The organism is Streptomyces sp. NPDC000151 (assembly GCF_040301705.1).
Lineage (GTDB): Bacteria > Actinomycetota > Actinomycetes > Streptomycetales > Streptomycetaceae > Streptomyces.
Window position 1 is genome coordinate 1 of record NZ_JBEPFC010000123.1, and the last position, 22,846, is coordinate 22,846.

At 72.5% G+C, this 22,846-nt stretch carries 20 protein-coding genes; 11 read left to right on the forward strand and 9 right to left on the reverse strand.

Going from position 1 to position 22,846, the window contains the following annotated elements; translation table 11 throughout:
* Positions 1-706 (forward strand): lysophospholipid acyltransferase family protein (locus tag ABT381_RS27145; protein ID WP_351599195.1); only part of this gene is annotated, 706 nt, incomplete at its 5' end.
* Here ABT381_RS27145 and ABT381_RS27150 read toward each other — a convergent pair.
* Both ABT381_RS27150 and glnII read right to left on the reverse strand, forming a co-directional pair.
* Complete coding sequence (locus tag ABT381_RS27150) at positions 682-1,263, reverse strand: winged helix-turn-helix domain-containing protein (protein ID WP_351599196.1); 582 nt, start codon at positions 1,261-1,263, stop codon at positions 682-684. The two genes, ABT381_RS27145 and ABT381_RS27150, sit on opposite strands and share 25 nt — an antisense overlap.
* Positions 1,264-1,584: 321 nt before the next feature.
* Positions 1,585-2,613: a glutamine synthetase gene (gene glnII / locus ABT381_RS27155; RefSeq protein WP_351599197.1), complete on the reverse strand. Its 1,029-nt coding sequence runs from the start codon at positions 2,611-2,613 to the stop codon at positions 1,585-1,587.
* Between the two features lie 286 nt (positions 2,614-2,899).
* On the opposite strand from glnII, the gene ABT381_RS27160 reads away from it, so the two are divergent.
* The 7 genes from ABT381_RS27160 to ABT381_RS27190 all read left to right on the forward strand — a co-directional run bounded on the left by ABT381_RS27160 (position 2,900) and on the right by ABT381_RS27190 (position 10,169).
* On the forward strand, positions 2,900-3,769 hold the full coding sequence (locus ABT381_RS27160) for a HalD/BesD family halogenase (RefSeq protein ID WP_351599198.1): 870 nt from the start codon (positions 2,900-2,902) through the stop codon (positions 3,767-3,769).
* Positions 3,770-3,856: 87 nt separating this feature from the next.
* Entirely contained in the window at positions 3,857-4,720 is an 864-nt protein-coding gene (locus ABT381_RS27165; protein ID WP_351599199.1) for a class I SAM-dependent methyltransferase, read from the forward strand.
* Positions 4,717-6,561, forward strand: coding sequence for a choline/carnitine O-acyltransferase (locus ABT381_RS27170; protein WP_351599200.1), 1,845 nt, complete (start codon positions 4,717-4,719; stop codon positions 6,559-6,561). Before ABT381_RS27165 ends, ABT381_RS27170 begins: the two co-directional genes overlap by 4 nt.
* Positions 6,562-6,693: 132 nt before the next feature.
* A complete protein-coding gene (locus ABT381_RS27175; RefSeq protein ID WP_351599201.1) occupies positions 6,694-7,515 on the forward strand; it encodes a hypothetical protein in 822 nt (273 codons plus the stop codon).
* Positions 7,512-8,885: a hypothetical protein gene (locus ABT381_RS27180; RefSeq protein ID WP_351599202.1), complete on the forward strand. Its 1,374-nt coding sequence runs from the start codon at positions 7,512-7,514 to the stop codon at positions 8,883-8,885. Before ABT381_RS27175 ends, ABT381_RS27180 begins: the two co-directional genes overlap by 4 nt.
* Positions 8,886-9,089: 204 nt before the next feature.
* Positions 9,090-9,851 carry a GNAT family N-acetyltransferase gene (locus tag ABT381_RS27185; RefSeq protein ID WP_351599203.1) on the forward strand — a complete coding sequence of 254 codons (762 nt, stop codon included), beginning with the start codon at positions 9,090-9,092 and terminating at the stop codon, positions 9,849-9,851.
* Positions 9,852-9,959: 108 nt separating this feature from the next.
* Positions 9,960-10,169 carry a hypothetical protein gene (locus tag ABT381_RS27190; RefSeq protein ID WP_351599204.1) on the forward strand — a complete coding sequence of 70 codons (210 nt, stop codon included), beginning with the start codon at positions 9,960-9,962 and terminating at the stop codon, positions 10,167-10,169.
* A 10-nt stretch (positions 10,170-10,179) separates the two neighbouring features.
* On the opposite strand, the gene ABT381_RS27195 is transcribed toward ABT381_RS27190, so the two are convergent.
* Entirely contained in the window at positions 10,180-12,285 is a 2,106-nt protein-coding gene (locus ABT381_RS27195; protein WP_351599205.1) for an ATP-binding protein, read from the reverse strand.
* Positions 12,286-12,531: 246 nt separating this feature from the next.
* Between ABT381_RS27195 and ABT381_RS27200 the strand changes: the two genes are divergently transcribed.
* Positions 12,532-13,647 (forward strand): PP2C family protein-serine/threonine phosphatase, encoded by a 1,116-nt coding sequence (locus ABT381_RS27200; RefSeq protein WP_351599206.1) that lies wholly within the window; start codon positions 12,532-12,534, stop codon positions 13,645-13,647.
* A gap of 62 nt (positions 13,648-13,709) precedes the next feature.
* Here ABT381_RS27200 and glnA read toward each other — a convergent pair whose 3' ends face one another.
* Complete coding sequence (gene glnA, locus ABT381_RS27205; RefSeq protein ID WP_351599207.1) at positions 13,710-15,119, reverse strand: type I glutamate--ammonia ligase; 1,410 nt, start codon at positions 15,117-15,119, stop codon at positions 13,710-13,712.
* Positions 15,120-15,402: 283 nt separating this feature from the next.
* Here glnA and ABT381_RS27210 point away from each other — a divergent pair, with 283 nt between their 5' ends.
* Positions 15,403-15,870: an RDD family protein gene (locus tag ABT381_RS27210; RefSeq protein ID WP_351599208.1), complete on the forward strand. Its 468-nt coding sequence runs from the start codon at positions 15,403-15,405 to the stop codon at positions 15,868-15,870.
* A 126-nt stretch (positions 15,871-15,996) separates the two neighbouring features.
* Here the strand turns inward: ABT381_RS27210 and ABT381_RS27215 are convergent, their stop codons facing one another.
* The 4 genes from ABT381_RS27215 to lipB all read right to left on the reverse strand — a co-directional run bounded on the left by ABT381_RS27215 (position 15,997) and on the right by lipB (position 19,145).
* Positions 15,997-16,692, reverse strand: a complete 696-nt coding sequence (locus ABT381_RS27215; RefSeq protein WP_351599209.1) for a DUF4191 domain-containing protein — start codon at positions 16,690-16,692, stop codon at positions 15,997-15,999.
* A gap of 10 nt (positions 16,693-16,702) precedes the next feature.
* A complete protein-coding gene (locus ABT381_RS27220; RefSeq protein WP_351599210.1) occupies positions 16,703-16,918 on the reverse strand; it encodes an SCO2195 family GlnR-regulated protein in 216 nt (71 codons plus the stop codon).
* A 331-nt stretch (positions 16,919-17,249) separates the two neighbouring features.
* Positions 17,250-18,200, reverse strand: a complete 951-nt coding sequence (gene lipA, locus ABT381_RS27225; protein WP_351599211.1) for a lipoyl synthase — start codon at positions 18,198-18,200, stop codon at positions 17,250-17,252.
* Between the two features lie 162 nt (positions 18,201-18,362).
* A complete protein-coding gene (gene lipB, locus ABT381_RS27230; protein ID WP_351599212.1) occupies positions 18,363-19,145 on the reverse strand; it encodes a lipoyl(octanoyl) transferase LipB in 783 nt (260 codons plus the stop codon).
* Positions 19,146-19,516: 371 nt separating this feature from the next.
* On the opposite strand from lipB, the gene ABT381_RS27235 reads away from it, so the two are divergent.
* Positions 19,517-21,001: an NsdA family TPR-like regulatory protein gene (locus ABT381_RS27235; protein WP_351599213.1), complete on the forward strand. Its 1,485-nt coding sequence runs from the start codon at positions 19,517-19,519 to the stop codon at positions 20,999-21,001.
* A gap of 102 nt (positions 21,002-21,103) precedes the next feature.
* On the opposite strand, the gene ABT381_RS27240 is transcribed toward ABT381_RS27235, so the two are convergent.
* Positions 21,104-22,630: an NAD(P)/FAD-dependent oxidoreductase gene (locus ABT381_RS27240; protein ID WP_351599214.1), complete on the reverse strand. Its 1,527-nt coding sequence runs from the start codon at positions 22,628-22,630 to the stop codon at positions 21,104-21,106.
* Positions 22,631-22,846 lie beyond the last annotated feature (216 nt).

Below are 22,846 nucleotides of genomic sequence, written 5' to 3' on the forward strand. Positions count from 1 at the left end.
CGGTCCCGCCCCGCGGCTGGACCCCGCCGGCTCCGGAGGAGGGCGAGCCCGAGTGCACGCCCGCGCCGCACTGGGCGCGCTGGGCGTGGCGCTCGCGCACGACGGCCCGCTGCTGCGGGTGGCGGGCGACGAGCCCGGCGGCCCCGGCACGCTCGTCGTGGTCAACCACATCTCCTGGCTGGACATCCTGGCGCTGCTCGCCGTCGAACCGGTCACCATGCTCGCCAAGCGGGAGGTCGCCGGATGGCCGGTGATGGGCCCGCTGGCCCGGCGCGCCGGCACCCGCTTCATCGACCGCAGCAGCCCGCGCGGCCTCCCGCAGGCCGTGGCCGACCTCGCGGCGGAGCTGCGCGACGGCCGCTCGGTGGTGGTCTTCCCGCAGGCCACGACGTGGTGCTCGGCGACCGAGGGCGGCTTCCGGCGGGCGACGTTCCAGGCGGCCATCGACGCGGGAGCGCCGGTCCGCCCGGTCACCGTCCGCTACCTCCAGCACGGCGCGCCCTCCACGGTGCCCGCCTTCGTCGGCGAGGAGGACCTGGCGTCCTCGCTCCGCCGGGTCCTCGCGGCGGGCGCCCTCACGGCCCGGGTCACGGTGCACGCACCGCTGACACCGGGCACCCGCGACCGCCGCGACCTGGCGGCGGCGACCCAGGAGGTGATCCTCGGCCGCCGCCGCCCGGATCAGGAGACCGGTACGTACTTGTAGCCGACGCGGCGGACCGTCACGATCGACGAGCGGTGCGCGGCGCCCAGCTTGCGGCGCAGGCGGGCGATGTGGACGTCGACCGTGCGGCCGTCGCCGACGTGCCCGTAACCCCACACCGTCGTCACGAGCTGGTCGCGGGTGTGCACCCGCTGCGGGTGCGCCACCAGATGCGCCAGCAGCTCGAACTCCAGGAAGGTCAGGTCCAGTTGGCGGCCCTGGACGTGCACGGTGCGGCGTTCCGGGTCGACCCGGACGCCGCCCTCGCCGAAGACGGCGGCGGGCGCCTCGGGCCGGGCCTCGGGCTGCGGCTCGGGCCGGTGCTCGGTACGGGGCGCCGAGGCGGCCGGTACGAGCACGAGGTAGCCGACCATCGGGGGCCGGCCCGGCAGGTCGGGCAGGGTGTGCTGGGGGGCCGGCAGCCAGGTGGCTTCGGCGCCCAGGAGATCGGCGACCGGCGGTACTTCGCCGGGGGCCACGGCACGCAGCCGGGGCGGAGCGGGAACGGTGGCCGTCGGGGCGGCGGCAGGAAGGGGTCGGACGTTCGTCGCGTTCGTCATCGAGGTCAGCTCTTTCGCGCAGTGGGGCGTCGGGGGACGTCGTGCGCGCGGGCAGGGCTGTGTCTGAGTGTGTGCGGGCCCGCGCTCAGTGCGCGCGGCAACACAGACGGTCGAAGAGGTGATCCTGCCGGGACGGCCAGAACGGCTCGAGGTCGGTGCGACCCGTCGCGGTGTCGGTGAGGCTGGCCATGCCCCTATTGAACCAGACGGGGCGTGATCTGTCCTTCGTGCGCTCTTCATGCGCACCTTCACGCGCGAGGGGCGCGCCGCTCCAAGCGGGGCGCCCCTCACGGGAATTGCGGTCGGCCATGGGGTCCGGCCTCAGACCTGGAGGGCCTTCTCCAGGGCGGTGCAGCAGGTGTCCACCATCAGGCGCGTGACGACGTACGGGTCGACGTTCGCGTTCGGGCGGCGGTCCTCGATGTAGCCCTTCTTGTCCCGCTCGACCTGCCACGGGATGCGGACCGAGGCGCCGCGGTCGGACGCGCCGTAGCTGTACTGGTCCCACGGCGCGGTCTCGTGGGCGCCGGTCAGGCGGTCCTCGATGCCGGTGCCGTACTCGCGGACGTGCTCCAGCGGCTTGGTGCCCTCGCCCAGCGACTCGCACGCGGTGATGATCGCGTCGTAGCCCTCGCGCATCGCCTTGGTCGAGAAGTTGCAGTGCGCGCCCGCGCCGTTCCAGTCGCCCTTGGCCGGCTTGGCGTCCAGGGTCGCGGAGATGCCGAAGTCCTCGGCGGTGCGGTAGAGCAGCCAGCGCGCGATCCACATGTGGTCCGAGACCTCCAGCGGCGCCAGCGCGCCGACCTGGAACTCCCACTGGCCCGGCATGACCTCGGCGTTGATGCCGGAGATGCCCAGGCCCGCGGCGAGGCAGTTGTCCAGGTGCTTCTCGACGATCTCGCGGCCGAAGATCTCGTCGGCGCCGACGCCGCAGTAGTAGCCGCCCTGCGGGGCGGGGAAGCCGCCCTCGGGGAAGCCGAGCGGGCGGGTGCCCTCGAAGAAGGTGTACTCCTGCTCGATGCCGAAGATCGGCTCCTGGTCCGCGAACTTCTCCGCGAGCGGGCGCAGCAGCGCGCGGGTGTTGGAGGAGTGCGGCGTCATGTCCGTGTTGAACACCTCGCACAGGACGAGGATGTGGTCGCCGCCGCGGATCGGGTCCGGGCAGGAGAAGACGGGCTTCAGCACGAGGTCGGAGGCGTGGCCCTCGGCCTGGTTGGTGCTGGAACCGTCGAAGCCCCACAGCGGCAGCTCGGCCAGCTCACGGGGCCCGGAGAGGATCTTGGTCTTCGAGCGGAGCTTGGCGGTCGGCTGCGTGCCGTCGATCCAGATGTACTCGGCCTTGATGGTCACGGGGGCCCTTCCTGCGGGTTGGTACGAATACGCGTGCGGGCGTACTCATGCACCCTCGCAACGAGCCGTTTCCCGTCCATTGCTCGAATGTGAACCCCGTGTTACTCGGGCCCGCTGTGACGCACGCCATGCGGGCCCCGGGCCCGGACCGTCTCGAAATGGCCGGTCAGTATGCGTGAACACGCCGTGTGTCGTGTCACAGACAACATTGCGACACTGTGACACGTTCAACTGCGTTACTCCTCCGTACAGTTGGCACGCCACCCGCACGCGTGGAGAGGATCGCATGAGCACACTTGAAGCCATGGCGCTCGACGAACTGGTCGACACGGCCCGCTACCCCCTGGCGGATCCGGACGGCGCCGAGGGCCGCGCCCTGACCGCCCGCGCCCGCCACGAGCTGGCCACGGTCGGCTGCACCGTACTGCCGGACTTCGTCCGCCCGGCCCTGCGCGACCTGCTGCGCGAGGAGTGCGCGGCCCTCGCGCCCCGCGCGTACTTCGACGTCGAGACGGTCAACGTCTACAACACGTCCGTGGACGCCGACCTGCCCGCCGATCACCCGGGCCGCACCACCTTCGAGCGCGGCAACGCCTTCGTCGCCCGCGACCACATACCGGCCGAAGCGCTCATCAGCCGGCTCCACCGCCACCAGGCGTTCCGCTCCTTCGTCGCCCGCTGCTTCGGCCTCCCCGAGCTGTACGAGCTCGCCGACCCGCTCGCCGGCCTCGTCCTGAACGTCGTCGCGCCCGGCCGGGAACACCCCTGGCACTTCGACACCAACGAGTTCACGGTCTCCATGCTCACCCAGGAGTCCGAGACCGGCGGCGCCTTCGAGTACTGCCCGAACATCCGGTCCGCGAAGGACGAGCACTTCGACGACGTACGGGACGTCCTGGCCGGGCGCGGCGAGCGGCTGGTGCGGCGCCTCCCGCTGCACACCGGCGACCTCCAGCTCTTCAAGGGCCGCTACTCCCTGCACCGCGTCAGCCCCGTCGGGGGCGGCACAGCCCGCCACTCGGCGATCTTCGCGTACAGCGAGCGCCCCGGCGTCATCGGCAGCGTGGCCCGCACCCGCCAGCTCTTCGGCCGGGTGCTGCCCGAGCACCTGGCGGCCGAGGGCCGCGCCGTGCGGGGGGACGAACTGCTGGACTGAGCCGCCGCGGGGCATCCTCCCTGTGACGGGGGCGCCCCACAGCACGCCGCAGGACGTTTTCCCACTCGCGATCCGAGGAGCAACCCCGTGCGCTTCGACACGACCGGAAAAGTCTCGCTCGACCACATCTACACGCGGCCCGACCCGCGCGCGTACTTCACCGTGCTGCGCACGCTCGACTACTGCGTACCGCAGCTCGCCAAGCCGTACTTCGCCAAGCTCCTGAAGGAGTACCGCGAGGCCCGGCGGGTGGCGGTGCCCAAGGTCGTCGACATCGGCTGCTCGTACGGCATCAACGCAGCGCTGCTGAAGTACGACGTGACCATGGACGAGCTGTACGCCCGTTACGGCGACGACGCGGCCGCCGGGCTGACGCGCGAGGAGCTGCTCGCCCGGGACCGGGAGCTCTCCCGCGCCCGCCGGCCCGCGCAGCCCACCCGCTTCGTCGGCCTCGACGCCTCGGAGAACGCGCTGTCCTACGCGCGGCAGGCCGGCTTCCTCGACGGCACCGTCCACGCCGACCTGGAGAACCACGACCCCACGCCGGACCAGCGCGCCCTGCTGTCCGGCGCCGACCTGGTCTTCTCCACCGGCTGCATCGGCTACGTCACCGAACGCACCCTCACCCGCGTCGTCCGCGCGCAGGGCGGCCGCCGGCCCTGGATGGCCCACTTCGTGCTGCGGATGTTCCCGTTCGACCCCGTCGAGCGGGAGCTGGCGGCCCTGGGCTACGAGACCACCCGCGTCGACGGGATGTACAAACAGCGCCGGTTCGCCTCCCCCGAGGAGCAGGCGCTCGTCCTGGACACGATGTCGGCGGCCGGAGTGGATGCCACAGGGCTGGAAGCGGAAGGCTGGCTGTACGCACAGCTCTACGTCTCCCGGCCGTACGGCCCGGCAGGACGCCTCCGGTCCCAAGATCCTCACGACCCGAATCGAGAGCAGCTTTGAACCCCAGTCAGGGCACGGCCACCGCCCCCTCGGCCACCGCCGCCTCCACCACCCCCACCTTCGCCCACGAGGACACCCTGCCGCGGGTGCCGCTGCCCTCGCTGGAGGACAGCTGCGAGCGGTTCCTCGCCTGGTGCGGGCCGCTGCTGACCCCCGAGGAGCGGGCGGCGACCGAGGCGGAGGTCGCCGCCTTCCGCAGCCCGGACGGCCCGGGCCCGGTCCTGCAGGCGGCGCTGGCGGGGTACGACCGCACGCCCGGCGTGCACAGCTGGCTCGACACCTTCTGGCCCTACCGCTACCTCGGCCGCCGGGACCGCATCGCCCTCAACGCCAACTTCTTCTTCCTCTTCCAGGACACCGGGCAGCCGCAGGCCGAGCGGGCGGCCGGGCTGATCGCCGCGGCGCTCGCCTACAAGAAGCAGCTCGACCGGGAAGAGATCCCGCCCGTGGTGCTGCGCGGGGCGCCGCAGACCATGGAGCAGAACAAGTACCTCTTCTCCACCACCCGCATCCCCGGCGCCGAGCAGGACACGGTCCGCCACCCCTACTCCGAGGACTGGCCCGGCCCCTCCGACGCCCGCCACATCGTCGTCTTCTTCCGCGGCGCGATGTACCGCATGGACGTCCTCGGCGCCGACGGCACCCCGCACAGCCTCGCCGACCTCGAAGCGGGGCTGGCCGCCGTCGTGAAGGCCGGCGAGGAACCGGCCGCCGCGCACACCCCCGTCGGCCACCTCACCACGATGGCCCGCGCCGAATGGGCCGCAGCGCGCGACGACCTCCTCGCGTACCACCCCGGCAACGCCGCCGCGCTCGACACCGTCGAGACCGCCCTCTTCTGCGTCTGTCTGGAGGACTTCGCGCCCGCCGACACCCAGGAGACCTGCGACGAGCTGCTCTACGGGGACCGCGGCAACCGCTGGTTCGACAAGGCCGTCTCCTTCGTCGTCTTCGCCGACGGCCGGGCCGGCATCAACGTCGAGCACTGCGGCCTGGACGGCACGACCATCCTCAGCTTCGTCGACACCCTCCTCGGCAGCCCCGCCGAGGAGCACTCCCGGCTCTCCGGCGCCCGCTCCCAGGGCCGGCCCGAGATCGCCCCGGTCGTCTTCGCGCTGGACGACGCCCTCCGGGCCAGGGCCCGCGCCGCCGCCGAGTCCTTCGCCCAGTACGGCGCGGACACCGCCACCCAGACGGTGTCCTTCGAGGACTTCGGCAGCACCGCGGCCAAGGCCCTCCGCGTCTCGCCCGACGCCTTCGTGCAGCTCGCCTACCAGCTCGCCCACCAGCGCGCGAAGGGCCGGCTGGGCGCCACGTACGAGTCGATCGCCACCCGCCAGTGGCGGCGCGGCCGCACCGAGGCCATGCGCGTGGTGACCCCCGAGATCCAGGCGTTCGTGGCCGCCATGGAGGACCCGGCGGCCGACGCCGAAGCCCGCCGCGCCGCCTTCCGCACCGCCGCGGCGGCCCACGTCACCCGCGCCAAGGAGTGCCAGGCGGGCGAAGCGCCCGAGCAGCACCTGTGGGAGCTGGAGCTGATCCAGCGCCGCCGCGGCGCGGACCTGGGCGTGACCGAGCAGCCGGCCCTCTACCGGTCCCCGGGCTGGGTGACCATGCGCGACGACTACCTGAGCACCAGCTCGGCGCCGTCGGCGCACATCCAGTACTTCGGCTTCGGCTCCACGAGCAGCCGCTGCATCGGCATCGCCTACGTCCTTCTGCCCGACCGCTTCAACCTCTACCTGAGCACCCCCCGCGCGGTCGCCGACCAGATGCACGCCTTCGCGGACCACCTCCGCACCGCGGTCGCCGAACTCCGGGAGCTGCTGACGGGGGAGTGACCCCCTGCCGCGCCGAGGGCCGCCACCCGCGACGGGGTGGCGGCCCTCGGCGTATTTCCTGTCCACCCGCCGCCGAAAACGGGTAGAAACCTTCTCTGGTACCGGAGTTGACCGTGCGGCGGAGGGGGCCACGTGAGCGAGGAACGGGAACAGCCGGCACGTACGGCGGATGCCACGGTGGCCGACGGCGGGAGCGCGCCGGAAGGCGGCGCGCGGTTCCCGCGGTTGCGTACCTGGGGAATGGCGCTCGCCGGCGTCGTGATCAGCAGCTTCGTGGCGGCACTGGTCACGAACTACTTCGACACCTGGACGAGCGCGGGCGCCGTCCCGGGAGGCCGCGGCCTCTCCGCGGAGTCCCAGGTCTGGTGGGACAGGACCCGGGACGTCCGGACGGTGGCGATGCCGCACCCCGTGGATCTCCACGCCCTCGGGCTCTCCGCCGGGGACGCGGACAGCCAGTTCGACACCCTCGTCAAGGACGGTGGCAGCTACGCGGGCATGATGCGCATCCGGCTGACGCTCATGAACTTCGCCAAGTCGCCGGCCGTCATCACGGGCGTGCGGGCCGTGACGACCGCGGAGAAGCCGGCCCCTTCGGGACCGTTCTTCTCGTGCGGCGGAGCCCAGGGCAGCACGGGCGTCACCCGGGTGCGGCTGGATCTGGGGAGCGCGGACAAGGAGGCGGAGGAGTACGACGGGGACGAGCTCGTGGGCCGTTATCCCACCGAGCAGATCCAGCTCGCGAAGCAGGACGAACCGGCGATCTTCGACGTGCGGGTGACGGCCGGGCCCGCCCTCTCCAGGTACGTCATCGAGATCCACTACACCCAGGGCACGACGAAGGGGACGCTGCGGGTGGACGACGGGGGAAAGCCGTTCGCGCTGGGCCCGGTGAGCAAACGGGGAACGCACTACCGGTGCGACGAGAACGCGAACACCTGGGTGCGGTCGTGAGACGCCGCGGTCTCCTCCTCGCCGCGGTCGTGACCGGCGCCGTCGTGGGCGCGCTCGTGGGAGCCGGGGCCGGCGGACCGGAGACGCTCGGGGGCGGGCCGGACGTCCAGGTGCTCGGCCGCTCGGTACTGGGGGAATCGGGCGGCTGGACGGCGACGGTACGGACCGGGCGCCCCGTGCCGCGCCGGCTGCTCGACCCGGCCGGCGGCTGCCTTCCGCTGCACGCCTGGGCGAGCGAGCGCGGCGCGGTCCCCCGGGGCACGGCCACCGCGGCGTTCACCGTCGCGGCACCGGCCGGCCGGGCACTGCTCGTCCGCGGGGTGAAGGTGATCAGAGGCAAGCGCCTCCCGCTGCCGGAGGGCCGGGACGTGGCGTGCTCCGAGACCGGTGGCTCCGCCCTGGGCTACGGCATGCGGCTGCGCGCCGAGCAGAGCCTGGACGGTACGCCGACGGGCCGGCCGCTGAGCCAGTACGTGCGCCCGGGCGGCACCACCGGCGGCTTCGTCCGGGTCCGTACCCACAGCTGTTCCTGCCAGTGGTGGATCGAACTGGACGTGCTCGACAACGGGAAACCCCGAAAGCTCCGGATCGACGACGGCGGCAGGCCGTTCACCCTCGCCCCTCCGGCCCCGCCTGTCGCGACGGACGCGGACCGGGAGGTGTGGCAGTACGGCGGCGGAAACATCCCGCTGGCCGGGCAGCCGCACAACGGCACGGTCGGCGATCACCGGCTCTCCGCCCGCGGACTCTGGCTGACCCCCGGCTCCCAGGCACCCTGGCAGCTCACCACCGACCATGAGGTCCCTGCCGTCCGGCGGATCGCCGGCACCCTGGACGTACCGGGAGTGCCCTGCGTACGCATGTACCGCACCCTCGTCGCCGCAGGCGGCCGGCACACCGGGCACAGCACCTTCCTGGCGCAGGTCGCCTCCCGCACCGAGCAGTCCCTCACGGCGGACGTCCGTCTGCACATCGAGAAGGTCGAGCCGCGGCGCGGCGGCACCGGCTACGCCTGCCTGGCCGACAACTGGCAGCAGGACATGGACCGCAAGCGCGAGACGGCGGCCGTGTACCTGGCGGGCGCCACACCCGGTACGGATCTCCCCGTCATGACGGGAACGGAGCTGGACCTCGCCCGCCGAGAAGCGGACCCCGTCGGCCAGGCACCCCTGTTCTTCGGGGTGGAACCGGGCGACGCCGACTACTCCTTCACGGTCCGGCTGCGCCTCACCGACAGGACCGGCAAGGTCACGGAGCACACCCTGAGCGACAACGGCAGACCGTTCGTCGTGTCCGGGGCGCCACCCCCCGACGGCCTCGTCGTCTACCGCGAGAGCGGCAACAGCACCAGCCTCTTCCTGGCCCACTGACTTCGCGCGGGCCGGCCGGTCGATGCCGGATTTGCCCCGGCCCGGGGGCGGTATGCCACAGTGGGCCGTCCCGGTGGGCCGGGCGCGCCGTGTGCGCTGCCGCTGCCGGGAACACCCCTCCTCCACAGACCTTCCGGTCGTGCCTCCCGCGTGTCCGGAATGTCGCTTCACCGCCGTCCGTCCCTCCTCCCTTCCCAGAGAGCAATGCAGGCAACGACTCTTGTCCCCCGAGCCGCCGACCTGTTCACCCAGGGCCTGGAGCGCCGGTCAGGCGCCGCCCTGCTGCGCTTCGGCGCCGCCCGGCCGCGCCCGGCCGACCGGATCAGCTGGACCGGTGACGGCGCCGCCGCCTGGCTCGACGACGTCCGTGGTCACGTGTGGTCCGTGGGCGAGCCGGACGCCGCCGCCGGCCTCGTCCTGCGCGCGGCCCTGGCCCTGCCCGACCGGGTACGGGAGTTCACCGGCCCCCGCGGCACCGAGACCCTGGTCGGCCGCCATCTCCCGGTGACGGACATCGTCGAGTGGATCTTCCGCTGGACGCTGGAGGAGCCCCCGGTCCACCGCGGCGAGGGCCGGGTCGTCGTCCTCGACGAGTCCCACCACGCCGAACTCCAGGCCTTCCTCGGCGAGCACAGCCCCGGCCACTCCACCGGCCCCGGCTCCGCCGACGTCAGCCTGTGGGCCGGCATCCGCGGCGCCGACGGCCGGCTCGTCGCCTGCGGCGCCCTGAGCAGTCTGCGGGACAGCGGCGCCCCGCTGATGGCCTCCGTCGCGACCGACGCCACCCAGCGCGGCCAGGGCCTCGGCGCGGCCCTGACCTCCTGGCTGACCCGGCACGCCGTCCGGCACCACGGCTTCTGCACCCTCTGGCAACTCGCCGACAACACCCCCGCCGACCGCCTCTACACCCGCCTCGGCTACCGCAACGAGGACCCTTGCGTCTCGGCGCGTATCCCGGCGCACTGACCGCACGACCGGACTCTCCCCGCAGCGCAGGCGCGGAATCTCCCGTTTCGGGCTATACCAGGGGAGTGGGGCATACGTCCGCCGACGTGCAGACGGGAGGTCCGGCAATTGCTGACCATCGACCTGGCGCTCTTACTTGCTGTCATCCTCTTCGTGGTGATGCGCCGCCCCCCGAGGCCCAGAAAGCGAATCGATCAGGTCATGGTGGTGATCGCCGCCGTGGCATTCGGAGTCCTCATCGCCACGACCCCGCTTGGTCAGGGAATCCTGGACTTCCTGGCCCAACTCACGAGCGGCGTCTCACAAGCCGCCTCCTGACCGCCCGTACTCAGCGAGGGCGGGTGTTGAGGGCGTACGCGAGACCCTCGTCGGTCTCGGCGGCCAAGCCGTCGCGGAACGCCGTCTCGTAGGCCGGGCCGCCGATGGTCTGCCGGAGGCGGCGCTCGCAGGCTTCGCGGGCGGCGACCAGTTCGGGGACGCCGGCCTGCCGTCGGCCGAGGGTGTGCCAGCGCCGTTCGGCGATGCCGAGCAGCCGGGCCACCTCCGCCTCCCGGCGGGGTTCCTCCGCGAGCGCCGAAGCCAGTACGTCGAGGCACATGGCCACGCCGATGCCATCGTGGAGCTGGGCCTTCGCCTCCAGGGCGGTACGGGCGCAATCGGCCGCCTCCTGCGGCCGGCCGAGGCCGAGCGCGTTCCATGCCTGCATGTAGCGGGCCCACGCCAGGGCAGAGAGCTCGCCGCGGCTCTCGCACGCCGCGCACAGCTCGTCCGCCTCTGCCTCGGCCCGGACCGACTCGCCGAGCTGTACGAGGACGAACACCCGGGTGTTCCAGACCAGCAGCCCCGACACCGCGTACGGGCCGGGGGCCTCCTGCCGGTACGGCGCCGCGTCGAGCGCCGCGAGGGCGGCTTGCGGCTGCCCCTGCAGCACCAGGGCGGTGCCTTCGATATGGGCCGCGGCGTTCCGGATTCCGGGGGTGCCCTCCTTCTCGGCTGCCGCCTTGAGCTCGTGGCCCATCCGGGTGGCGACCTCGGTGTCGCCCTGAACGATGGCGGCGAGCCCGCGCGCGTAAACGCCCCTGCTGTGGATCCGGCCGGGCACCGGCCAGCGGTCGAGCGCCCGGTCCAGGTAGTGGCTCCCCTCGCGGGCGAACCCGCAGGCGTACCAGAAGAACCACAGCGTCCCGGCCAGGTCCAGTGCGCCGCTGTCGTCGGAGCCGGAGAGGCTGTGGTCCAGCGCGGCGCGGAGGTTGGCGTGCTCGGTGATCGTTCGCGCGCTCCAGGCCAGCTGCCGCGGGCCGACCCATGAGGCGTCGGCCTCCCGGGCCAGGGCCCGGTAGAACTCCCCGTGCCGGCGCCGCCATTCGTCCTCCTCGCCGAGGCGGTGCAGCCACTCCGCGCCGTATTCGCGCACCGTGTCGAGCATGTCGTAGCGCGGGCGCGCCGGATCGTCCGTGGGCCGCGGGCGCACCAGGGACTTGGCCACCAGGCCGTCCAGCGCGGCGGGGACCGTGGCGGCGTCGAGCGGGCCGCCCGCGCACACGGCCCGCGCGGCCTCCCGGTCGAAGCCGCCGTGGAAGACCGACAGGCGGGCCCACAGCAGCCGTTCGGCCGGCAGGCACAGCTCATGGCTCCAGCCGATGGTCGTCCGCAGCGTCAGATGGCGCGGCAGTACGTCACCGTTGTGGCCGGCGGTCCGTGCGGTCAGCACCTCGAAGCGGGCGTCCAGCCGGTCACAGAGCTGCTCGACGGGCAGTTCCGGCACCTGGACCGCCGCCAGCTCGATGGCGAGCGGAATACCGTCAAGACGCCGGCAGACGGCCCGCACCGAAGCCCGGTTGACGGCGCCGACCTCGAAGCCCGGCACGACGGCGGCCGTGCGGACGGCGAAGAGCCGTACCGCGTCGCTGTCCGCGTGCTCGGCATCCTCCACGGGCAGCGGATCCACCGGCAACTGCCGCTCCCCGGCGGCCCCCAGCGGCTCTCGGCTGGTCACCACCACGCGCAGCCCCGGCGCCGCGGCCAGCAGGACGCGCACCAATTCGGCACAGGCCCCCACCAGGTGCTCGCACGAATCGAGTACGAGCAGCAGCTCCTTGTCCGCGAGCCACTCGGCGACCACCTCGAGGGCCGGCCGGGTGGTCTGGTCGGCCAGGCCCAGCTCTTCCAGCAGGGTGATGCCGAGCAGATCCGGGGCCCGCAGCGAGGCCAGCGGGACCAGCCACGCCCCGTCGGCGAAGTACTGGCTCATCCGGGCGGCCGCCCGCAACGCCAGCCGCGACTTGCCGACCCCGCCCACGCCGACCAGCGTCACCAGCCGTGAATCCGCCACCATGGCCTCGATCGCGGCGAGTTCGCACTCCCGCCCCACCAGACTCGTCGGCTCCGGCGGCAGGTTCCCCACCAGCCGTCCCGGGCCGGATGCTCTCGACACGGCGCCCCTTCCCTTGCGGCCGCCGTCCGGCCGCCGCCCCAGTCTGCTGCCGCACACGGCCCCGGGCACGGGATTCGCGGGAGCCGCACGCTATTGGCGCGGCCGACGCGCAGAAGTCTTCGCCAGACCGCCACGTTCGTTCCCGCCAGGCCATCTTCGGTCTTCCGGTCCGTGTCCCAGGGATTTCCAGCAGAGTGGTCGCTCCGCCGTCGGGAGGGGCGGACGACTCGGAAAGCGGGCGGTCGCATGGCCTTGAGGGGGCGGTGGGGAGTCCCGGGCCTGTGGGCCGTCGCGCTCGTGGTGAGCCTGCTCCTCGCCGTGTTGAACGTGGTGACCGGAGGCCGGACGCCGGGTGTCACCGCGCTCGTCATCGGCCCCCTACTGGTCTGCCCCCGGCACGACGCCCACCACACCGCCGCGCTCGCCGCCTGGGCCCTGCTGCTGGCCCTCGCCGCCGGTACGGCACACGGCCTCGTGACCACGCCGCGCTTCGCCCTGGACTACCTCCTCCTGCTGGCGACGAGCGCGCTGACCGTCCGTACCGCCGCCGCGCACACGGCCCGCGGGGCCGAGCTGAAGCAGGTCACCGAGGTGGCGCGGGCGGCCCAGAGCGCGATCATGCACCCGGTCTCCGCGCGGGTCGGCGACATCGAGGTGTGCACCCGGCAGCACTGCGCCGTGGAACGGGCGTCGGTGGCCGGTGACGTGTACGACGCCGTCCACACGCCGTACGGGCCGCGCGTCCTCATCGCGGACGTGTCCGGCCACGACCTCGCCTGCCTGCGCACCACCGCGCAGGTCATCGGGGCCTTCCGGGAGCTGGCCCAGCTCACCCCCGAGCTCCCGGACCTGGCCCGCAAGCTCGACGCCCGGCTCGCCCCCGAGCTGGGCCCGGAGGAGTTCGTCACCGCGCTCTTCGCGGAGTTCGCCCCGGGTGAGGTCCGGCTGGTCAACTGCGGCCATCCCGCGCCGCTCCGGGCGGGCGAGCGGATCCGCCTGCTGGAGTCGCCCACCGGCCCCGCCACGCCCTTGGGCCTGCAACCGGCGCCCCGGCTGCAGCGCTTCCGGCTGGACCCCGGCGACCGGCTGCTGTTCTACACCGACGGCCTGAGCGAGGCCCGCGACCCGGCCGGCGCCGACTTCCCGCTCCTCGAACACGGCCCCGCGGCCCTGGCCGCCCCCTCGTCCTTCGAAGCGCTCGACGCACTGTACGGAGCCGTCGTCGCCCACGTCGGCGCCCCGCTCACCGACGACCTCACCCTCGTCCTGTGCCGCCCCACCGAGCTGCGCGCCCCCGCCCCGGCACCCATCACTGAGGGCCGCCACCCGAATCCGGGTGGCGGCCCTCACTGGTCAATCTGACGCAACCATCAGCGAACTGGCCGGGCGATCAGGCTTCCGCCCAGGCGCCTCGGCCCCGCCTCTTAGAGGTCGAAGTACAGCTCGAACTCGTGCGGGTGCGGGCGGAGCTGGATCGGGGCGATCTCGTTGGTGCGCTTGTAGTCGATCCAGGTCTCGATCAGGTCCGAGGTGAAGACGCCGCCCTGCTGGAGGTACTCGTTGTCCGCCTCCAGGGCGTCGAGTACCGCGGGGAGGGAGGTCGGGACCTGCTGGACGTTCGCGTGCTCCTCGGGAGCGAGCTCGTAGAGGTCCTTGTCGATCGGCTCGGCCGGCTCGATCTTGTTCTTCACGCCGTCCAGGCCCGCGAGGAGGAGCGCGGAGAAGGCCAGGTACGGGTTGGAGGACGGGTCCGGGGCGCGGAACTCGACGCGCTTGGCCTTCGGGTTCGAGCCGGTGATCGGGATACGCATCGCGGCCGAACGGTTGCGCTGCGAGTACACCATGTTGACCGGGGCCTCGAAGCCGGGGACCAGGCGGTGGTAGGAGTTCACCGTCGGGTTGGTGAAGGCCAGCAGCGACGGGGCGTGCTTGAGGATGCCGCCGATGTAGTAGCGGGCGGTGTCCGAGAGGCCCGCGTAGCCCTGCTCGTCGTAGAAGAGCGGGTCGCCGCCGGCCCACAGGGACTGGTGGACGTGCATGCCGGAGCCGTTGTCACCGAAGATCGGCTTGGGCATGAAGGTCGCGGTCTTGTTGTTGCGCCAGGCGACGTTCTTCACGATGTACTTGAAGAGCATCAGGTCGTCGGCCGCGGCCAGCAGCGTGTTGAACTTGTAGTTGATCTCCGCCTGGCCGGCGGTGCCGACCTCGTGGTGCTGGCGCTCGACCTGCAGGCCGGCGGCGTCCAGCTCCAGGGAGATCTCGGCGCGCAGGTCGGCGAAGTGGTCGACCGGCGGGGCCGGGAAGTAGCCGCCCTTGTAGCGCACCTTGTAGCCGCGGTTGTTCTCCACCGCACCGGTGTTCCAGGCGCCGGCCTCGGAGTCGATGTGGTAGAAGGACTGGTTCGCCGACGTCTCGAAGCGCACGTTGTCGAAGACGTAGAACTCGGCCTCGGGGCCGAAGAAGGCGGTGTCGGCGATGCCGGTGGAGGCGAGGTACGCCTCGGCCTTCTTCGCCACGTTCCGCGGGTCACGGCTGTACTGCTCGCCGGTGATCGGGTCGTGGATGAAGAAGTTGATGTTGACGGTCTTGTCGCGGCGGAAGGGGTCGACACGGGCGGTCGACAGGTCCGCGCGGAGCGCCATGTCGGACTCGTGGATGGCCTGGAAGCCGCGGATCGAGGACCCGTCGAACGCCAGCTCCTCGTTCGGGTCGAACGCCTTCGCCGGGATCGTGAAGTGCTGCATCACACCGGGCAGGTCGCAGAACCGGACGTCGACGAACTTGACGTCCTCGTCCGCGATGAACTTCTTGGCCTCGTCGGCGTTCTGGAACATCCAACTCCTCCTAGCCCGGTCACCGGTCGGCGGCTCGGGGTTGCTCCTCGGATCGCGACCATGTGCGGTGGCGCGCTCGCCCGACCATAGGTAGGCGGGATTTCCCAAGCATGACCCATTTGTTTCGCCCAGGTTAACCGGCGCGCGGTGGCCGTGGCCCGTCCTGGCGCCCCGGCCGCGTGCCGGGACGGCCCCGTACCCCGTACGGCGGGGTGGTCGCCGCCCACCCCGTTCCGGTGCCCCGCCCAGCGGGAAATGTATGCGGTCGCAGTACCGTGGACGGGTGGACAACAGGCAAGCAATGGGATCGTGGCTCTCCGGGCCCCGCGCGGCGGCCGAGGACATGGGCGTCGACTTCGGTTACCGGGGGCAGCAGCTGGGACTGCCGGAGCACGGCCCCGGCTCGGTCGCCCGGCCGGGCCGCCGGTTCGTGGCCCTGCTCATCGACTGGGCGCTGTGCATGCTCATCGCGTACGGGCTGCTCAGCGGCGGCCGGGCGAACGCGGCGAGCAACTGGGCGCTGCTGGTCTTCCTGGTCCTGAGCCTGCTGACCGTCGGCACGGTCGGCTTCACCCCGGGCAAGCGGCTGCTGGGCCTGCGCGTGGTCGCCGAGGGCGGCGGCCGGCTGTCGCTGCCCCGCGTGCTGGTCCGTACGGTCGCGCTGATGATCGTCATCCCCGCCGCGATCTGGGACCGCGACGGCCGCGGCCTGCACGACCGCCTGGCGCGGGCCGTCCAGGTACGGATCTGATCGCAGGCGTCACACGTGAAGAGGAACCGCAGACCTCACACGTAAAGAGAAGCGGCCCGGGACCGAGGTCCCGGGCCGCTTCCGTGTCGTCGTCTGCCGTGTCGTCGTCCGGCGGAGAGAGGCGCCTCAGCGCATCCGGCCGCCCTTCGGCATCCGCGCGCCCTTGGGCATCGGCCCCTTCGGCACCGGCATGTTGCTCATCAGGTCGCCGAGCGCCTTCAGCCGGTCGTTGGTGGCCGTCACCTGGGGGCCGGGCAGTACGCGCGGCAGCTTGAGCAGCGTCGTACGGAGCTTCTTCAGCGGTACCTGGCCCTCCTCGTCACCGACCACGAAGTCGTGGACCGGCGCGTCGGAGACCGTCCGGGCCATCCGCTTCTTCTCCGCGGCCAGCAGACCGCGGAGCCGGTTCGGATTGCCCTCGCCGACGAGCACGATGCCGGGCTTGCCGACCGCGCGGTGCACGACGTCCTGGTTCCGGTTCATCGCGACCGCGGGCGTCACCGACCAGCCGCGGCCGATGTTCTCCAGTACCGCCGCCGCGGCTCCCGGCTGGCCCTCCATCTGACCGAAGGCGGCCTTCTCGGCGCGCCGGCCGAAGATGACCGCCATCGCCAGGAACGCCAGCAGGAAGCCCAGGATGCCCGCGTACACGGGGTGGCCGATCAGGAAGCCGATGGCAAGGAGAACGCCGAATACGACGATGCCCACGCCCGCGACGACAAGACCGACCTTGGAGTCGACCCGACGGGTCATCTTGTAGGTCAGGGCGATCTGCTTGAGCCGCCCCTGGTTCGCAGTGTCTGCGTTTTCCTTCCTCGCCATGTACGGAAGTTTACGTGGCCGAGGTGCTCCGGGTCGCCGCGGCCTCCAGCACGTGCTGAGCGGCCCGCCGGTCCTCGGCGCGGCGGCGGTCCTCCAGCACCGCCGTCCAGGCGTTCCGGCGGGCGGTGCGCTGACCGCCTCGCATCAGCAGCGACTCCACGGCGCGCAGGGCGCCGGTGACGGACGGGATCGGCAGAGGGGTGGCGCGGACGGGCGCGGCCTGCATGGCGTGAGTCCCCTTCGGGGTGGTGGGAACAACGGGGGTATGAGCGGTGCGTGCATCCATCGTCACTGAAAGGTGTTACCAACGGATGACCGCACGGTCAAACGCCCATGAAACGTCGGCGCGGCCCGCACCGCTCCCGCCTGGGAGAAGTACGGACCGCGTACTCCGGCGTGTGCCGGGACTCACATCCGGCGGCCGCGCGGGACCGCGGACGAACGCAAATCCCGAACGCGAATCCGGTACGGACGATCATGCGGACGGGCGGCGCCCGATGGTGATCAGCGCCCCGTGACGGCGCTCGCCCCATCAGGCGGCCGATTCCCGATGGTGATCACACCGCCGGGCGCTCCGCGTCCGCCGCGCGCTTGTCCATCGCCTGCTTGAAGAGCCGGCCGGCGCGGTACGAGGAGCGGACCAGCGGCCCGGACATGACGCCCGCGTAGCCGATCTCCTCGGCCTCCTCCTGGAGCTCGACGAACTCCTGCGGCTTCACCCAGCGGTCCACCGGGTGGTGCCGCACCGTCGGGCGCAGGTACTGGGTGATGGTGATCAGCTCGCAGCCCGCGTCGTACAGGTCCTGCAGCGCCTGGCTGATCTCCTCGCGGGTCTCGCCCATGCCCAGGATCAGGTTGGACTTGGTCACCAGGCCGTCCTCGCGGGCCTTGGTGATGACCTCCAGCGAGCGCTCGTACCGGAAGCCCGGGCGGATCCGCTTGAAGATCCGCGGCACCGTCTCCACGTTGTGGGCCAGCACCTCGGGGCGCGAGGAGAAGACCTCGGCCAGCTGCTCGGGGACCGCGTTGAAGTCCGGGATCAGCAGCTCGACGCCCGTGTCGGGCATCAGGCCGTGGATCTGGCGGACGGTCTCCGCGTACAGCCAGGCCCCGCCGTCGTCGAGGTCGTCACGGGCCACACCGGTGATCGTGGCGTACCGCAGACCCATGGTCTGTACGGATTCGGCCACCCGGCGCGGCTCGTCGCGGTCCAGCTCCTGCGGCTTGCCGGTGTCGATCTGGCAGAAGTCGCAGCGGCGGGTGCACTGGTCACCGCCGATGAGGAAGGTCGCCTCGCGGTCCTCCCAGCATTCGAAGATGTTGGGGCAGCCCGCCTCCTGGCAGACCGTGTGCAGGCCCTCGCTCTTCACCAGGCCCTGCAGGTGGTTGTACTCGGGGCCCATTTTCGCCCGAGTCTTGATCCACTCGGGCTTGCGCTCGATGGGGGTCTGGCTGTTCCGGACCTCCAGGCGCAGCATCTTGCGTCCGTCGGGTGCGACAGCGGACACTCCGGCTCCCTAAGCTTCGTTTCTTCGGCGTACCCAGGGTACGCCCGTTGATTCGCACGTCTTTACGTGTCTTTATGTGCTGCACGCTTTACGTGCGGTGCAACCCGGTGCCGCCGGGCCGCATTCCGCCGGGCTCCCTGGTGGGGGCGCCGACGGGCCGGGTCATACGGCGCGGGGCAGCAGCTCGGCGTTCTCCAGTACGTCCCGCAGATGCTTCTCGGCGACCGGCAGCACCTCGTCGATCGTGACCTCGCGGCCCAGCTCGTTCGAGAGCGAGGTCACGCCCGCGTCGCGGATGCCGCACGGGACGATCTTGTCGAACTCGGTGTTGTCCGGATTCACGTTCAGCGCGAAGCCGTGCATCGTCACGCCCTTCGCCACCCGGATACCGATCGCGGCGAGCTTGCGGTCCTCGCGGCGCTGCCCGGCATTGGACGGGGCGTACTCCGGGCCGTTCAGCCGGGGGTCGAACAGCTCGTCGTTGACGCGCGGGTCGAAGTCCAGATTCAGGCCGCCCAGGGCCGTGCGCTGCTCCACGGGGTCGCCCAGCACCCACACGCCGCTGCGGCCCTCGACCCGGGAGGTCTCCACGCCGAACTCGGCGGCCACGCGGATCAGGGCGTCTTCGAGGCGGCGCACGTGTGCCACCACGTCGACCGGGCGCGGCAGCTTCTGGATCGGGTAACCGACCAACTGCCCCGGACCGTGCCAGGTGATCTTCCCGCCGCGGTCCACGTCGATGACGGGGGTGCCGTCCAGGGGGCGCTCGCTGTCGGCCGTGCGCCGGCCCGCCGTGTACACGGGCGGGTGCTCCAGCAGCAGACAGGTGTCCGGGATCTCGTCGGCGAACCGGGCGGCGTGCACCCGGCGCTGCTCCTGCCACGCCGTCGTGTACTCCACGCGGTCGGCGCCGAAGCCCATCCGGACAAAGCGCAGCTCACTCATGGCGGCTCCTCTTATTGCATCCATCGCGCCCGTCACCACTGTACGGGCGTGCCCGGGAACGCCCGAGGGCGGCCGGTTACGGGGCGGTACGGGCGGCCGGTGGCGGCCGCCGCGGCGTGGGTGACGCAGGCGTGATGCGGGTGCGACGGACGGTACGGACCGGGCGTGCGGGGCGGGACTTCCGGCAGGGCTCACGGGGGCCGCGTCGGCCTTTGACGCTGTGCTCACACGATCGGATGAACGCAGAGAGAACCTGGCCGGAACTCCGCTGTGGGCCGCTACATTCACGCCGTTCCAGGAGGGCGAAAGCGCCGGACGGTGTCGACCGGGCCCGGGCGGCGCGGCCCGGAAGGCAGGAGACCGTAAAGCTGATGACGGAACGACCCGACCCAGGCCCACAGCTTGAGGGATCGCCGCAACGCACACCCAACCGCAGACTCGCCTCGCTGATCGCCGAGGCGGGATTCTCCAATGCCGGTCTGGCCCGCCGGGTGGACCAGCTGGGGCTGGAACACGGGCTCGACCTGCGCTACGACAAGACATCGGTGACCAGATGGCTGCGCGGCCAGCAGCCGCGCGGCACCACCCCCGCACTGATCGCCGAGGTCTTCACCCGCCGCCTCGGACGCCGGCTCTCGGCGCAGGACCTGGGTCTGGACGCCTGCGCACCCGTGTACGCGGGGCTCGAATTCGCCGCGACCCCCGGCGAGGCGGTCGACATCGTCAGCGGGCTGTGGCGCAAGGACTCCGGCAGCCACGCCGAACTGCGGAAGATCGCGTTCACCCCGGCAGGCCTGGTGGTGCCCAGCCGGGACTGGCTCATCGGACGCGCCGACGAACGGGTCGCACGCGGCGAACCGGGCCCCGAGCCGCCCGGGCCCCGGGTGCCCGCACAGCTGCGCACCGGGGTGCCCCGCCAGCGCCGCCCCGAGCGCCCGGACCCCGCACACGGGTACCGCGTGTCGGCCGGTGACATCGCGGCACTGCGGTCGGTCGGCGAGCTCTTCCGGACGCTGGACCACGCGTACGGCGGCGGCCACGCGCGCCAGGCACTGGTGCGCTACCTGGAACACGAGGCCGAACCGATGCTGCGCGGCGCGTACAGCGAGGCCATCGGGCGGCGGCTCTTCTCCGCCGTCGCCGACCTGACCCGGCTGGCCGGCTGGACCTCGTACGACATCACCGCGCACGGCTTGGCACAGCGCTACTTCGTCCAGGCGTTGCGACTGGCGCAGGCCGCCGGTGACCGCGCGTACGGCAGCTACGTCCTGATCACGATGAGCCGGCAGGCGGTGTACCTGGGGCACGGCCGGGAGGCCGTCCAGCTGGCGCGGGTGGCCCAGCAGGGCATCGGCAGCGGACCTCCGCCGCTGGTCCAGGCGCTGCTGCACGCGGCCGAGGCACGCGGGCACGCCGTACTGGGCGAGGTACGCGCCTGCACCGCCTCCCTGGCGCGCGCCGAACGGGCACTGGAGGCCGCGCGCCCCGGGGACGAGGTCCCGCACTGGGCGCGCTTCTTCGACGAAGCGCAGCTCGCGGACGAGTTCGGGCACTGCCACCGCGATCTGCAGCAGTACCGCGCGGCCGCCCAGCACGCCGAGCGCTCCCTGCAGCTGCGCGGCGCCGGCTACGCCCGCAGCCGGCTGCTCTGCCGTCTCGTACTGGCGAGTGCCCGGCTGGGCCTGGGCGAACTGGAGCAGGCGTGCACGCTGGGCGCCGAGGCGGCGGTACAGGCGGCGGAGATGCGGTCCGTACGCGTGCATGAGTACGTACGGGACTTCGAGCGCAGGCTGGAGCCGTACCGCGACGCCGCCCCCGTACGCGGGTACCGGGACAAGGTGACCGCGCTGGGGTGAGGCGGCGGCGGTAGCGCGCGGGGCGGCGGGGCCGGGGCGGAGCGTGCGACGCCCCGGCCCCGCGGTGTGACGGTGTCCGCGGGCGTTCGCCCTCCGGCGGGCTCAGGCGGCGTCGGAGAGGGGGCGGCGGGAGTCGTCGGGCGCCGGGATGCCGAAGTCGAGCAGCAGGGCGCGCGCGGCCCGTCGGCCCGAGCGCAGCGCGCCCTGGACCGTGCCGGTGTCGCGGTGGTCCCCGCAGACGTACAGCCCGGCCAGCACGCGTACGGGGCGCAGCGGATCGTGCGGCGCGGGCATGGCGGGCACGGCGTACGGATCATGGTGCGCGGCCAGCAGCCGCCAGCCGTCGGTACTGGTCCCGTACAGCCGCTCCAGCTGCGGACGGACGGTCTTGTCGAGCGCGCCGGCGGGCAGCGTGGCGGCGGAGCCGAGTACCGCGGTGGTGATCAGCGGCCTGCCGGGCGGTGTGCGCGAGGGGTCGACCGCGCTCGCGGCATAGCTGTACGCCACCGGCCCCTCGGTCGGCAGGAACAGCGTCGCGTCCTGTGCCTGTGGATAACTCGGGGCGGTGTCGGCGGTGTGGTGCAACATGGTCACGGGATGGAAGTCGGGGACCCGCAGCCCCGGCAACAGCTCAGCGGCGTCGCGCGCTCCCGTGGCCACGAGCGCCGCGCGGCACCGCAGTTGACGCTGATCGGAGGTGGTGACGAGCGTGGTGGAGACGGAGACGGCGCGGACGGACGTGCGCACGGTGCCCGGCGGCAGCGAGGCGGCGAGCAGCTCGGGGACGCTCGCCGCACCTCCCGCCGGCAGACACAGCCGCCCGGTGGCGAAGGCGCGCAGGGTGAGTGCCGCGCCCAGGCTGGAGCCCTGCAGCGTGGGATCGCCGAGCAGGGCGGTGAGCAACGGACGCAGCGCGGCGGCGCGGGGCGAGAGGACGTCATGGACCGGCTGGTCGCGTCCCGGACCCGAGGCGCTGCGGGAAGCCCGTTGCGTGCCCTGGGGGACGCGCAGCGTGGGAAGAAGCGAGGTGCCGAGGCCGGGGAGCCGGGAGGTCGCGAGACCGGGAAGGCGCGACGTGCCGAGACCGGGGAGCCGGGAGGTCGCGAGCGAGGGGAGGCGGGGTGTGCCGAGTGCGGGGAGACGGGGGGACGGGCTCAGCGGTCCGCCGGGCGACGGCAGGCGGGGACCGGGCAGCGAGGGGATACGGACGCCGGTGCGCGGCGAGGGGCGTGCAGAGGCGCGCGAAAGGGCGCGCGCTGTGGCCAGTGCGACCCTTGTGCTCCGGACGGCCCCGATGCGCTGCGCGCGCCGCCCGTTGTGCAGACATATACCGGGCGCGAAGGGCCGCAGCGTGAGGTCCTCGAGCGCGGGGGTTCTGCTCAGCTCGGGATAGGAGCTGACCAGGAGCTGACTGCCGCGGTCCAGGCGGAAGCCGTCCAGCTCCTCGGTGACCGCGCGGCCACCGACGCGGTCGGCGGCCTCCAGGACGGCGACGGTGGCGCCGGCGCGGGTGAGGTGGTGCGCGGCGGCCAGGCCGGCCACTCCACCACCGATGATGACGACGTCCACGGTGTCCGCCGGGGGCGCTGGCTGGGACGAGGGGGTTCGGGAAGCGGGGCTGCGCGGCACGGGTCCCTCCCTGGGTCGGCCGGGGTTTCGGCCCACGTCTCATGCCCTTCGCACGCACCGCTGATACCCACACATTCGAACGGAACGGCGCACACGGGCTCACATGCGAGCCATGCCACGGGCAAGCCATGCGAGCTATGCAAGCTATGCCGCAGGCAAGGGCCGGGGCGTCACGAGGCGTGAACGATCGCTCCGACACGTTCGTCACAAAGAGTG